This is a genomic window from uncultured Lactobacillus sp. (assembly GCF_947367125.1).
GTDB lineage: Bacteria > Bacillota > Bacilli > Lactobacillales > Lactobacillaceae > Lactobacillus.
The window spans coordinates 1-12475 of the sequence record NZ_CANBCQ010000053.1; the positions used below are offsets into that span (position 1 = coordinate 1).

The 12475-nt window shown below is 38.0% G+C and carries 10 protein-coding genes, 1 tRNA gene and 1 other annotated feature; of the genes, 8 read left to right on the forward strand and 3 right to left on the reverse strand.

Annotated features, from left to right (window positions below):
- Nucleotides 1-185: 185 nt before the first annotated feature.
- Complete coding sequence (locus tag Q0Y84_RS11465; RefSeq protein ID WP_297953837.1) at nt 186-1109, forward strand: LysR family transcriptional regulator; 924 nt, start codon at nt 186-188, stop codon at nt 1107-1109.
- A 43-nt stretch (nt 1110-1152) separates the two neighbouring features.
- On the opposite strand, the gene Q0Y84_RS11470 is transcribed toward Q0Y84_RS11465, so the two are convergent.
- A complete protein-coding gene (locus Q0Y84_RS11470) occupies nt 1153-1818 on the reverse strand; it encodes a phosphatase PAP2 family protein (RefSeq protein ID WP_297953839.1) in 666 nt (221 codons plus the stop codon).
- Between the two features lie 58 nt (nt 1819-1876).
- Nucleotides 1877-2063 (forward strand) — a binding site (T-box leader).
- Nucleotides 2064-2104: 41 nt separating this feature from the next.
- On the opposite strand from Q0Y84_RS11470, the gene leuS reads away from it, so the two are divergent.
- The 3 genes from leuS to Q0Y84_RS11485 all read left to right on the forward strand — a co-directional run bounded on the left by leuS (nt 2105) and on the right by Q0Y84_RS11485 (nt 6539).
- Nucleotides 2105-4519 carry a leucine--tRNA ligase gene (gene leuS / locus Q0Y84_RS11475; RefSeq protein ID WP_297953842.1) on the forward strand — a complete coding sequence of 805 codons (2415 nt, stop codon included), beginning with the start codon at nt 2105-2107 and terminating at the stop codon, nt 4517-4519.
- Between the two features lie 93 nt (nt 4520-4612).
- Complete coding sequence (locus tag Q0Y84_RS11480; protein ID WP_297953845.1) at nt 4613-6259, forward strand: polysaccharide biosynthesis protein; 1647 nt, start codon at nt 4613-4615, stop codon at nt 6257-6259.
- A gap of 118 nt (nt 6260-6377) precedes the next feature.
- On the forward strand, nt 6378-6539 hold the full coding sequence (locus tag Q0Y84_RS11485; protein ID WP_297953847.1) for a hypothetical protein: 162 nt from the start codon (nt 6378-6380) through the stop codon (nt 6537-6539).
- A 368-nt stretch (nt 6540-6907) separates the two neighbouring features.
- Here Q0Y84_RS11485 and Q0Y84_RS11490 read toward each other — a convergent pair whose 3' ends face one another.
- Nucleotides 6908-7228 (reverse strand): PspC domain-containing protein, encoded by a 321-nt coding sequence (locus Q0Y84_RS11490; protein ID WP_297953849.1) that lies wholly within the window; start codon nt 7226-7228, stop codon nt 6908-6910.
- Nucleotides 7229-7695: 467 nt separating this feature from the next.
- Between Q0Y84_RS11490 and Q0Y84_RS11495 the strand changes: the two genes are divergently transcribed.
- Complete coding sequence (locus Q0Y84_RS11495; protein ID WP_297953851.1) at nt 7696-8979, forward strand: phosphatidylserine decarboxylase family protein; 1284 nt, start codon at nt 7696-7698, stop codon at nt 8977-8979.
- A gap of 280 nt (nt 8980-9259) precedes the next feature.
- Here Q0Y84_RS11495 and Q0Y84_RS11500 read toward each other — a convergent pair.
- A tRNA-Leu gene (locus tag Q0Y84_RS11500) sits at nt 9260-9343 on the reverse strand.
- Nucleotides 9344-9431: 88 nt separating this feature from the next.
- On the opposite strand from Q0Y84_RS11500, the gene Q0Y84_RS11505 reads away from it, so the two are divergent.
- The 3 genes from Q0Y84_RS11505 (at nt 9432) to Q0Y84_RS11515 (ending at nt 12391) form a co-directional block, all read left to right on the forward strand.
- Nucleotides 9432-10733, forward strand: a complete 1302-nt coding sequence (locus Q0Y84_RS11505; RefSeq protein ID WP_297953852.1) for a serine hydrolase — start codon at nt 9432-9434, stop codon at nt 10731-10733.
- A gap of 2 nt (nt 10734-10735) precedes the next feature.
- Nucleotides 10736-11584 (forward strand): NAD(P)H-hydrate dehydratase, encoded by an 849-nt coding sequence (locus Q0Y84_RS11510; protein WP_297953854.1) that lies wholly within the window; start codon nt 10736-10738, stop codon nt 11582-11584.
- Nucleotides 11585-11710: 126 nt separating this feature from the next.
- Nucleotides 11711-12391 (forward strand): L,D-transpeptidase, encoded by a 681-nt coding sequence (locus tag Q0Y84_RS11515; protein WP_297953856.1) that lies wholly within the window; start codon nt 11711-11713, stop codon nt 12389-12391.
- Nucleotides 12392-12475: the final 84 nt, after the last annotated feature.

Consider the following 12475-nt stretch of genomic DNA (forward strand, 5'->3'; position numbering starts at 1 on the left):
GAACTCCTTTTTCTAATGTTTAAAGAAATAAATTTAAGGAATCATTCATCCTTACACAAACTATTTTACAGTCTCGACTTTTCTAAGGCAGAGTTGGAAAACTTTATTAAAAATGTTTAGATGATAAGATAAAATGATAGCTATTAGGCTATCATTTTTATTTGATTAAACGGGGGGACTGTCAAATGAATAATCCAGAAGAATTGCAACATTTCTTAGATGTTCTATTAAAAGAAAGTAACTTTACTAGAGCAGCCAAGGAGCTGCACATTTCACAGCCTTATTTGACGCAGCTAATTGGTCGAATCGAGAAAAAATTCGGTACTAAAATCATCAACCGGGATGAGCGACCTTATACTTTAACTCCTGCTGGCTTAGTTTACTATCAATATCTTGAGCGGGTTTCATTTGAAAAACAACAATTAGGAAGTCAACTGGAGGTCTATACTCATCCTGACCAGCAAGTGTTAAAAATTGGTATTTTGGAAAGTTTAGGCACATATCTACTGCCAGAAATCTTGCCCCTATTTTTAAAAGAAAATCCTAATGTCAAAGTTCAACTGTTTGAAAAACTTCCCCAAGAAAATGAAAAAAGCTTGCTTAATGGTGAACTGGATTGCTACATTGGGCAAACCCCGGCGGTACTTGATGCCAGCTTAGATGTGGTAACTAGTAATCCAGAGCAATATTACGTAGTAATTCCATCGACTTCACCATCCTATCAGGCAGGTAGATTTATCTTGAATTTTGATGAGCTTGATTTACAAAAAGTTTTGCAAGAGCCATTGGTTTTATGCTCACCTGAATCAGCTATCCGGCACCAAGTGAATGGTTTGTTTCAAAATTTAGATTTAAAAGAAAATCTTGCTTTAGAGACTAAGAGCATGATTACGGCGACTAATTTGGCAATTCACGGCGTAGGAATTACCATTGCGCCAGCTAGCGTAATTAAGCGGATGGAACAATTACCACTTAATTTATTACCCTTAGAACAAGAATTGATGGATGTATCCTGCTTCATTGCAACTAGAAGTGAGGAGAAGTCACCAACATTAAAGAATTTAATTGCAATTTTTCAAAAAGTACATTTACCTGCCAAAATACGGTAGACAAAAAAGGACATCGCTGTGATGTCCTTTTAACTTGCCATTGCTATTGCTTTCGTTTCATTTCCAGCATTTTTGGCTCAATGTAGAAGTGATAAAGGAAGGAATAACCTAATAAAACAAAGGTAATTCCTTCAATCCAACCACCGAAGACGTCGGATGGATAATGCACGTGAACAAAAATTCTAGTGTAACCGATCAAAATTGGAAATAGGGCCCAAATAATGATTAGTAAAGTTTTCCAAAACTTACTCTTCACTAAAAGAATAGTTAAAATAATCAAAATTCCGAATAATGCGGCACTGCCAACTGAGTGTCCTGATGGAAAACTGTAACCATCGGCATAAACTAGGTGCTTGACCGTTGGCCGGTGGCGCATTACGGCATGCTTGATAATCCAGTTATAGCCGTTGGCACAGATCATGACGCCGGCAGTAAACCAAGCATAAGCATATTGTTTAAAAACTAGCAGTATGATAAATAAAATAATCGTCTCAATTGTAATAGTGCTAGTATTGCCCAAATTGGTAAAATCTTTGGCAAAGGCGACATTGGCCGGATTGGTGTTGCAGATAATCTTAATTACCGTGTTATCAAAGTTATGAATGAATTGTGAACCGGATGAAACTAATGCGGCCCAGACAGCATAAATAACCACGAAGATGATACCAGGTATCAAGGTATCCTTTGGTGGTTGTTTTGTATTAATCAAAAAAGCACTCCCTCTTGTATTTTTTAGCATTTGTGGTAAATTATAATCATTATCTATAAGAAAATAAAGGTCGAGAAGTAGTAACAAGGATATTTTTTCAGAGAGAGACTGCTTGCTGTGAAGTCTTAAAATAAGATTGTGAACTTGTCTCGTGATGAAACCTAGCGTTGCCATCCGCGTTAAGGAGCAATTAAGTGTCACAATTTAGTGAAACTTAGGTGGTACCGCGATAATTCGTCCTATGATTTTTTCATAGGGCGTTTTTTGATAGTAAAGGAGAATAGGCTTGTATAACCACAAAGTAGTTGAAAAGAAATGGCAAGATTATTGGGCAAAGCATGATACTTTTAAGACAGGAACTGATCCTAATAAGAAGAATTATTATGCCTTAGATATGTTCCCATTCCCATCTGGCAAAGGTCTGCACGTAGGTCACCCAGAAGGATATACGGCAACTGATATTGTTTCAAGAATGAAGCGCGCACAAGGTTATAATGTGCTTCACCCAATGGGCTGGGATGCATTTGGTTTGCCAACTGAACAATATGCTTTAAAGACTGGTGAAGATCCAGAAGTTGTTACGAAGAACAACATTGCCAACTTCAAGCGTCAATTGAATAAGTTAGGCTTTTCATATGATTGGGATCGTGAAGTGACTACCTCAGATCCAAATTATTACAAGTGGACCCAATGGGTTTTTGAACAAATGTACAAAAAGGGCTTGGCCTATGAAGCTGAAGTTCCAGTTAACTGGTCACCAGATCTAGGTACTGTTGTTGCTAACGAAGAAGTTATTGACGGCAAGACTGAACGTGGCGGTTACCCAGTTTACCGCAAGAACATGCGTCAATGGATGCTTAAGATGACTGCTTATGCCGATCGTTTGCTTGAAGATCTTGACGACTTGGACTGGCCAGAACCAGTTAAGGAAATGCAACGTAACTGGATCGGTCGTTCAGAGGGTGCACAAGTTACCTTTAAGGTAAAAGACAGCGATAAAACTTTTGATGTCTTTACTACTCGTCCGGATACCTTGTTTGGCGTAAGTTACACTGTACTTGCTCCAGAAAGCAAGTTAGTACAAGAAATTACTACGCCAGCACAAAAGGAGGCAGTTGATGCCTACATTAAGAAGATTGAATCTAAGTCAGATCTTGAAAGAACTGATTTGAACAAAGATAAGACTGGTGTCTTCACTGGTGCTTACGCAATTAACCCAGTTAATGGCAAGGAAGTTCCAATCTGGATTTCTGACTATGTTTTAGCTAGCTATGGTACTGGTGCTGTAATGGCTGTTCCAGCTCACGATGATCGTGACTATGCTTTTGCCACTAAGTTTGGTTTGCCAATTAATCCAGTTATCGAAGGTGGCAATATTGAAAAAGAAGCCTTCACTGGCAACGGCAAGCACTTCAATTCTGAATTCTTAGATGGGTTAGACAATGAAGCAGCTAAGAAACGCATGATTGAATGGCTTGAAGATCACAACTGTGGTAAGAAGAAGGTTAACTACAAGTTGCGTGACTGGGACTTCAGTCGTCAACGCTACTGGGGTGAACCAATTCCAGTAATCCATTGGGAAGATGGCACTACTTCACTTGTACCAGAAGATCAACTGCCACTTCGTTTGCCACACGCTACTGACATCAAGCCATCAGGTACGCCAGAAAGTCCACTTGCTAACTTGACTGACTGGGTAAACGTAGTTGATGAAAATGGTCGCAAGGGTAAGCGTGAAACCAACACCATGCCTAACTGGGCTGGTTCAAGTTGGTACTACTTACGTTACGTTGATCCACACAATGATAAGGAATTGGCTGACTACGACCTTTTGAAGAAGTGGCTTCCAGTTGACCTTTACATTGGTGGGGCAGAACACGCAGTTCGTCACCTGCTTTATGCAAGATTCTGGCACAAGGTTCTTTACGACTTGGGTGTTGTTCCAACCAAGGAACCATTCCAAAGATTGTACAATCAAGGTTTGATCTTGAAGAACCATGAAAAGATGTCTAAATCAAAAGGTAACGTAGTTAATCCAGATGAAGTGATTGATGAATACGGTGCAGACTCACTTAGAATGTACGAAATGTTCATGGGTCCACTTGATGCTTCAATTGACTGGGATGATAATGGCCCAGCTTCAACTAAGAAGTTCTTAGACCGGGTATGGCGCTTGTTTGTTAACGATCTTGACCTTAAGGCAATCCCACAAGAAAGAATCGTTGACGAAAACGATGGCATGCTTGATAAGGTTTATGCGGAAACTGTTAAGAAGGTTACTGAAGACTTTGATGCTTTGCACTTTAACACTGCTATCAGTCAAATGATGGTCTTCATGAATGCAGCGCAAAAGGCTAAGACGATTCCACGCGAATACGCAGAAGGCTTTGTTAAGCTCTTAGCCCCAGTTGCACCACATATGATGGAAGAAATCTGGCAAGTCTTTGGTCATGATGAATCAATTACTTATGCTAAATGGCCAACTTACGATCCAGCTAAGTTGGTTGAATCAACTGTTGAAATTATGGTTCAAGTTAATGGTAAGTTGCGTGGCAAGTTCCAAGCTCCTAAGGATGCCGACCGTGATGACGTGCAAAAGCAAGCTATGGAAATTGAACACGTTAAGAAGTTCTTAGAAGGTAAAGACGTCAAGAAGGTTATTGTCGTTCCAAACAAGATCGTTAATATCGTTGCTAAATAAGTTAAGTTTTTCCTAAAAGAACAATAGAGCTTTATTTTATTGTTTAAATTGCGTGACAATTAAATAGTTAATTCATATATTGGGAAAAATTTCATGGAAGAAGAAAATAACTTAAATAGCAAAGATACACAAAATACTTTTCTAAAAGGGTCTGCTTGGATGACCTTTGGCTCGATTGCTTCTAGAATTTTGGGTGCTTTGTATATTATTCCGTGGTATGCCTGGATGGGCCCCTACGGGAACATTGCGAATGCTTTGACGGCACGTAGTTATAATATATATACAATTTTTATCTTAATTTCGACAGCCGGAATTCCGGGAGCGATTGCCAAACAAGTAGCTAAGTACAACGCCTTAAACGAATATGGTATTGGTCGAAAATTATTTCGCAAAGGTCTAATTTTAATGACTATTTTGGGTGTTGTCTCAGCTGCGATCATGTATTTTGCTTCGCCGCTGTTAGCTTCAAACGGAAGCCAAAGTGACCCAAGACAGGTCGCGGTTATGCGCAGCTTGTCTTATGCGATTTTGATTATTCCAATTTTGAGTATTATGCGAGGGTACTTCCAAGGGTATGCCGACATGATGCCGAGTGCGATGTCGCAGTTCGTTGAGCAGTTTGCCCGGGTAGTCTGGATGCTTTTAACGGCATTTGTAATTATGAAACTGCAGCACGGCTCATATGTTCATGCGGTTATTCAGTCGAACTTCGCCGCTGCTATCGGTGCCTTATTTGGGATCGGCTTACTGATCTGGTTTTTATTTTCGAGAAGAAAACAGCTAGATTATTTGGTTGCCCATTCTAATAACCGCCTGCGGGTCTCAACGACTGAATTATTTGGTGAAATTATTGCTCAAGCAATTCCTTTCATTATTATTGATTCGGGAATTACCTTGTTCTCATTGGTTGACCAATATACCTTCCACCCAATGATTGCCAGTCTAGTTCACGCTAGTTCGGATACGATTGAAGACTGGTACGCTTTATTTGGCTTAAATGCCAATAAGTTGATCATGATTATCGTTTCATTGGCCAGTGCGATGGCAGTAACCGCGATTCCGCTTTTATCAGCAGCCCATACCAGAGGTGACTATAAGAGTATTTCGCATCAAATTGCCAATACTATGGACTTGTTCTTGTTTGTTATGATCCCAGCTGCCTTTGGGATGGCGGCCATCAGTCGTCCAATGTACACGATCTTTTACGGCCCGGATGCTTTGGGGAGTAATGTCCTCTACGTATCAGCATTTACAGCAATTAGTTTAGGCTTGTTCACTGTCTTAATGGCGATCTTGCAAGGTTTGTCAGAAAATGGCCTGGCAATTAAATACTTAATTTTAGGTTTAATTCTAAAGGGAATCTTGCAATATCCGATGATCTTTTTGTTTAAGATTTATGGTCCATTAGTTGCAACCAACCTGGGACTGCTGGTCATCGTATTTTTGGCCTTGAAGCACTTGGAAGTTCAATACAATTTTAATTTGAATCGAACGAGCCGACGCTTATTAGGAATCACAGCCTTCTCAATTGGTATGTTTGTGATTGTTAAGCTAGTGGAATTTGGCTTGGGTAAATTCTTGAATCCAGATCACCGGATTGCGGCTTTGATTATCGTAATTCTAGCAGTCGGTGTTGGCGTGATCTTCTATGGTTTAGTTACCTTGAAGACTGATTTGGCTCAAAGTGTTTTGGGCAGCAAAGTTGAAAGTATTTTAAATAGATTTCATATTCATGCTTAATAAAACCAAATTGTCGTGATGGCAATTTGGTTTTATTTTTTTGATTGTATGCAAAGAAGATACCCATAGAGTTATAAAAAAGAATTTAATTGGTTTACAATAGAGAAGAAGGAAGCACTTGCAAAATAATTTAACTAAAGAAAAATTAGACAAAATCAAAGCAAATATCTCTACTTCTGAAAAAGATGATGCTGATTATTCAAAAGCAATGCTAGAATTAACGAATGTTGTTTCATCCCTTTATGACATGGTAGCTAAGCCTGATAAGGATGAAAAATAAGTAGGAAATAAAAAAGTAAAGCCGCTATATCTGAAAATGGTCTAGCGGCTTTCTTATATGTTACTAAATATTTTAGAAGTTAATTTGCGATAGAACTAATTAGGCTCGACTGCTGTTAAGGCAATAACACCTATTAATTCAAGGGCTAAAAATATAATGCCAACGATAGTAATCATAGTTCCCATCTCCTCATCTAGGAGATAAATAATCGGAATATTTATCTATTAACTCAATTATTTTTGCTTACACTGTTAACATAGCACATAACGTCGATTATTGAAAGCGATTGCATTTGATTGGATAAAAAAAGTTGATTTTTTAATAAATCAACTTTGTGCCCCTGCCAAGGACCTCTCTTATAGCATTCATTATTCTGATTGATCGTCTTTATTTGGATTTTGTTCCTTATCTTGATCATCAGATTTAGCAAAGTCGCCATCCATTGTGTTCGGACGACCAGTTTGATAATCTGCTGTATGTTTTTCAGCTTTAGGAGAGCTTTGACCAGGTTCAGGCATTACCATGGCAGCAATAATGTATAAAGCAATTCCAGGGAAAATACCAGTGAACAGAATTAAGGCAGCGCCAATGATTCTAACCCAAGCAGGATCCAAGTTGAAGTAATTGGCAATCCCACCTAAGACGCCAGCTAAAATTTTATTTTGTGATTTTGTAAGTCTTTTTTGCATGATAATCAACTCGTTTCTAAATTTTCTATCTCCTGTACCTATAATTATACAGTAAAGACATGATTAATTAAAAAAGCTTGATAGGTTATTCTGAATTAAGTTCTAGTGCATTTTTAGTGTATAAATAGATTCTAATACACTTTTAAAAGAGATTACAATAAATTCTGATATGTATATAAGCAAAAAAGAGGTAGTATTATTCAAATGACCTACCACCCATCAAATAGATGGGTGGTCTCTTTTTTTAGAGTTTTTCTGCGAACAGCCTGACTTGTCCTCTTCATTCTAAAATGTCTGCTCAATTTGCTTGAGCTTCGTGGCTTTTTAATAAATACCTCATAGTGTAATTTTTTTATACTTATGAGGTATTTTTTATATGTTAAAGTCATTAAAGTGTAAGCGAATACGCTAATGGATTATACTAAAGATAACAGAGTATTATTTGACAGAAATAGAGAGGTCTAATTATGATGAGACACAGATTCAACGTAGGAAAGTGGCTTCCTAGCGATCAAGAATTTGAAAATAAGTGGGTTAAGAAAATATACGAAGAAGCAAAGAGTGATGAGAATAAGAATTTGCTTCCACCAGTACAGGCATTAAAGGAACTGATTGAATCAGATCGGTATATCTGGAATTTATTTGAAATGATGTTCGATGAAATTCCACAAAAAGATGTTGATACACCGGCCGGAACACCGCAAGTAAGGGACTATCACGAATTATTGTTAGTTCTTAATAGAATAATTCAACGTGCGCCAGAATTTAATACAACGGGGTTAGTTGGTACACCAATTAATGCAGTGCTGGATTATCCAATGGGAACACGTGCAGGATATGTTTTATTTAATGATCCTCGTGTGAATGTCAAGATGAAGGGGATTTTGGATTATTGGGGAAGATATTTGCAAAGTGAAGCTTCTGCATATGTGTTGAATACTTCAGATAAAGGATGGCTTTCGCCTTATGCTTTGAACGAAATGGCAAAAGAAGCTAAGGGAGATAATTTCTTAGACTTGTTTGCGGTGCGATCTACAGATGTTAACAAGAAGTTAGGTTTTACTTCTTGGGACGATTTCTTCACACGCAAGTTTAAGCCAGGTATCAGGCCAGTTGCTTCTCCAGATGATGATGATGTAATTGTAAATGCCTGTGAATCTGCTCCATATCGTGTTGCTCGTGATTTACCACTTAAAGCAAAGTTTTGGGTTAAAGGTCAACCATATTCTCTTATTGACTTGCTTCATAATGATCCATGGACATCAAAATTTGAAGGTGGGACCTTGTATCAAGCCTTTTTAAGTGCTCTTAGCTATCACCGCTGGAATAGTCCGGTTAGTGGTAAGATTGTCAAAGCTTATAATTTGGATGGAACTTATTATGGTGAAGCTTTAGCTCAAGGTTTTGAAAATCCAAATGGTCCAGATAAGGTTGCAGCTAATAATTCACAAGCCTTTTTGACTTCTACAGCTACTAGAGCAGTTATCTTTATTCAAGCAGATAATCCTAAGATTGGGTTGATGTGCTTTGTAGCTGTTGGTATGGGAGATGTTTCTAACAATGAAATTACCGTACGGATTGGACAGCACGTTAATAAAGGGGATCAACTAGGGATGTTCCACTTTGGTGGATCAACTCATATTCTATTATTTAGACCAGAAGTAAAAGTTGATTTTGATTTGCATGGACAAACTCCAGGATTAGATACTACTAATATTAAAGTGCATGAGGCTATTGCACGGGTAGAATAAGATGTGAGTATAGAAAAAGAGGAAGTTGCAATAAAAACTTTCTCTTTTTTGTTAAACACTATTTTTCAGTTGAATCAGAACTCGTGTCGTCTTCGTCATTCTTTTTACTAAATTCACCATCCATGCTGTTAGGACGACCAGTTTGATTTAGTTAGTCTCTTTTGCATAATAATAGCCTCATTTCTATGTGCTATTGTTTATCTAAATTATACAGCAAGAAAAAAGATTGTAATAATTTAAAAATCAAAAAAGGACTAGCTATACTGCTAGTCCTTTAATATGCCCGCTAAAGGATTCGAACCTTCACTCAGTCACCTGAACAGCGACCTGAACGCTGCGCGTCTGCCAATTCCGCCAAGCGGGCATTTTTCTTTGGTACATGAATAATCATACCAAATATTTGGTAAAATGTAAGCATAAAATACTTTAATTATAAAAAAGGATGGAAATTCATGTTTTTTAGCAAAAAAATAAAACGTGCAGCAATTACCACACTTGCTGCAGTATCAATTTTTTCTTGTGGTGCAGTATTTGCGACTACACCGGTTAACGCAGATACAACTAGCAGCTATCAGGCTGATCAAGTTAAGCTAAATGTAAAGTCAGCCATTGCGATTGATAGTGATTCAGGTCAAATTTTATATGCCAAAAATGCGGCTAAAACTTTGCCAATTGCTTCAATGACTAAATTGATAACAGTTTATTTAACCCTGCAAGCAATAAAAGATCATAAACTTTCATGGGATCAAAAAGTAAAACCAACGGCGCCGATTGTAAAGGTGGCCAATAATGCAGAATATTCGAATGTGCCGTTAAAATTAGGACACTCATATACGATAAGACAACTTTATCAAGCAACTTTAATTGAATCAGCTAATGGGGCCGCAATGCTACTTGGTCAAACAATTGCTGGCTCACAAAAGGCATTTATTGATCAAATGCGGGCTCAAGTAAAGAAGTGGGGCATTGAAGATGCTAAGATTTATACCGCTTGTGGCTTACCTAATGGTAATTTGGGTAAAGATGCCTATCCTGGTGTAAATAAAAATGCAGAAAACACGATGTCAGCTAAGGATATGGCAATTGTCGGTCAAAAGTTAATCACAGACTTCCCAGAAGTATTGGAAACTACACGCTTAGCTCATTTAAACTTTAAAGATGCTGGTCACACAACTAAGATGGCTAACTTTAACTGGATGTTAAAGGGACTTTCTCAATATGATCAAGCTTATCCAGTTGATGGCTTAAAGACAGGTACTACCGATGCTGCAGGGGCTTGTTTTATCGGAACTGTACAACATAATGGTGCTCGCTTGATTACTGTAGTAATGGGCGCACGCCACCGTGACGGAACTGATCCAGCTAGATTTGAACAAACTAAAAAGTTAATGAATTATGTTTTTACTAAGTATCGTCCTGTAACAATGACTGCTGATAGCCAAATGAATGGCGCTAAGACGATTAAGGTAGTTGATGGAGATAACGCAACCACTAATTTAGGACTTAAGCAAAAGACCACTATCTGGGATCCAGCTGATGGTAAAACTTTAGTGGCATCATTGAATAAAAAATCTGTAGAAGCACCAATTAAGAAAGGGCAAACAGTCGGTGATTATCAATTTAAATCTGGTAACGAAAAGATAGTTTCATTGTCCAATCCTAATGGGATGAACGTCAAGGCACAGGCTTTATCAGCTAATAATAAGGTGAACTTCTTTGTCAGAATTTGGCGCTGGATTTTCGGGGGCAGATAAGAATGGCTGAAATTTCTGAAGAAATCTTAAAAGAGGTAATTAAAAAAAGAAAAAGTCAAACGCACAAAGGCGATTATGGTCGTGTGCTTTTAATTGGCGGTAGTGAAAACTACGGTGGAGCAATTTTGATGGCAACTGAAGGGACAATTAATTCAGGTGCTGGTTTGACTGCTGTTGCTACACATCCTTTGAATTTAGGCGCATTGCATGCCCGTCTGCCAGAAGCAATGTTTATCGATTGGCGCGATACTAAATTAGCTGATTTGATTAAAAAGATGGATGTTGTTATCTGTGGTCCTGGATTGGGGATGAGCGATCTTGCTAAACAAATTTTAGTTATCTTGCGCAGATGTATTTCAGAAAAGCAGACAGTAGTTCTAGATGCCAGTGCACTTGATTTAATCAGTCAAGATAAAACTTTGCTACCAACTAATGCGGGTCACTTAATTTTGACGCCGCATCAAATGGAGTGGCAGCGACTTAGCCAAATTCGAATTCCGTTTCAAACAGATAGTGCCAATATTGATGCTTTGAATCAATTAATCCCTGATAGCAATGCCATTTTGGTGCTTAAATCTAACCACACTCATATTTATGATGGCACTGGACAGATTTTTGTTAATCCAATTGGCAATCCTGGTATGGCTACAGGCGGGATGGGTGATACTTTAGCTGGAATCATTGGTGGCTTGGTTGCCCAATTTGGCCCGGGAGTTGAGACGATTCAAGCAGCCGTTTATTTACATTCTTTAGCTGGTGACCTGATTGCCAAGGATAATTATGTGGTCCGGCCAACTGAACTTTCTAAAGTATTGCCTAAATTAATGAAAAAGTATTCAGAAATGGTGTAAACATGTTAAAATCTTAATAGTAATTATGCATCCCTAATTGATTGAGGGATGTTTTTTAACGTAAGGCTTCTAAAAAAGAAGCAATAGACAATTAGCACGATTATAAAAAAGAAGATTAACATATTTATGAAGAAAAACATTATTATTGGTGTGACTAGTATTGTTCTTGCTTTTGGCGCAATTATTGGCTTAGCTAAAGTTTGCGCTCCTAAGTCGGATATCTCTCAAGAAGCAGCTACCACGCAAACTAAGGCTAAAACCAAAGCTACTAAGCCTAAGAAAAAAGCTAAGAAGATAGATGATGGTGCCTTGTATCGTCCTTACCGTGATCCTAAGGATTTACGTAAAGCTGGCACTTGGAAAAAGAAAAGTGAAATCAAAAAATATCCTAAAATTAAGCCAAATGAACAAGATTTAACCTTGCGAGTATCTTTAAAAGGTAACCGGACTTATTTGCTGAGAAAAGGCAAAGTTCTTTACACAATGTTATCTACGGGAGGGATTTACAAAAAGGGAAAATCCCTTACGCCAACTGGAACTTACAAGATTCAAAACGGTCGTGGAGATAGTTTCTTCAATTATAATTTAGGTGAAGGAGCTAACAATTGGACCAGTTGGAGTCCGGATAATGTTTACTTATTCCACTCTGTGCCAACAAAGGCGGACTATAGTTATAACCTAAAAGAAGCAGCTAAATTGGGCAGAACTCAAGGATCTCACGGCTGTATTCGTTTAAGTGTACCTGATTCTAAGTGGATTATGAATCATATTCCAGATGGAACTAAGGTAGTTATTAAGGGTAATTAGAACAAAGGTGTCTGGGAAAAAACTAGCTCCTAGACCATAATAATAGGACGATCAAAATTCTTAAGTGAGTTTTGATCGTCCTTT

Bases quoted from the DNA above. Each gene is read 5' to 3' on its own strand.
- Q0Y84_RS11465 (WP_297953837.1), top strand. From the start codon at position 186: ATGAATAATCCAGAAGAATTGCAACATTTCTTAGATGTTCTATTAAAA.
- Q0Y84_RS11480 (WP_297953845.1), top strand. From the start codon at position 4,613: ATGGAAGAAGAAAATAACTTAAATAGCAAAGATACACAAAATACTTTT.
- Q0Y84_RS11490 (WP_297953849.1), bottom strand. From the start codon at position 7,228: ATGCAAAAAAGACTTACAAAATCACAAAATAAAATTTTAGCTGGCGTC.
- Q0Y84_RS11495 (WP_297953851.1), top strand. From the start codon at position 7,696: ATGATGAGACACAGATTCAACGTAGGAAAGTGGCTTCCTAGCGATCAA.
- Q0Y84_RS11505 (WP_297953852.1), top strand. From the start codon at position 9,432: ATGTTTTTTAGCAAAAAAATAAAACGTGCAGCAATTACCACACTTGCT.
- Q0Y84_RS11510 (WP_297953854.1), top strand. From the start codon at position 10,736: ATGGCTGAAATTTCTGAAGAAATCTTAAAAGAGGTAATTAAAAAAAGA.
- Q0Y84_RS11515 (WP_297953856.1), top strand. From the start codon at position 11,711: ATGAAGAAAAACATTATTATTGGTGTGACTAGTATTGTTCTTGCTTTT.